Genomic DNA, 696 nt, shown 5'->3' with positions numbered 1-696 from the left:
AATGCCCTCACCAGAACCAGAACTAGAATCATCCGAGCCATCATGTGCAGCCAAGTCAGACTCGGGCTCGAGTGTCCCTTTCTGAGTCTCCTGAGTCGATCCAGTGGCTGCTTGGCTGCCAAGCGGTGCGTTCTTCCGCTGCAAGCAGCCGGAATTCGAACTCCAGCCATTCCGGCCATGCTGACACCGCCGCGGCGGACTCGCACTCGAATAACGACTTGAATCCTGACTTGAACAATGACTTGAATCCTCCTCTACATCTGCTACTGCTGCTGCCGCCGCTTCACCGTCCCCACTGCCATCTTCGTCGTCCTCGTCGTCCTCGTCGTCTTTGAACCCGGGGATCACCATAGGCACCCGCTGGACTTGCCAGGCCCGGCGCGCCACCGCCGCCCAGCCGCCCAGCCGCCTGCGTCGGAGCCGCAAGTCGTGCGTCAGCGCCGCCAGGAACGTCAGCGCGAACAGCGCGTACACCAGGACTTGTGACATCAGCTGCACGAGGCTGCCGGCCAGTGCCAGCATCCATCGTGTCGCCGTATTCGCGGCCCGGACGAGGAGTCGCATCTGTCCGACTGTCCGACTGTCCGACGCGCCCGACGCGGCCGGCACTGCGATTGACAAGCGCGAACGGCGTCACGACGGCAAGTGAAAACCGACGTGACCGCGTGAGGCGGGAGGGAGAAGCTGGGCAATGTT

1 protein-coding gene is annotated in these 696 nt (G+C 63.1%); it reads right to left on the bottom strand.

Annotated elements, in window-relative coordinates; all coding sequences use genetic code 11:
• Positions 1–522, bottom strand: a 522-nt coding sequence (locus GS601_RS23445; RefSeq protein ID WP_238393469.1) for a hypothetical protein, incomplete at its 3' end; no start/stop codon positions are given.
• Positions 523–696 lie beyond the last annotated feature (174 nt).

The organism is Myxacorys almedinensis A, assembly GCF_010091945.1.
Taxonomy (GTDB): Bacteria; Cyanobacteriota; Cyanobacteriia; order Leptolyngbyales; family Leptolyngbyaceae; genus Myxacorys; species Myxacorys almedinensis.
The sequence above is the reverse complement of the archived record's forward strand: the minus strand, read 5'-3'. Positions and strand labels throughout refer to the sequence as shown.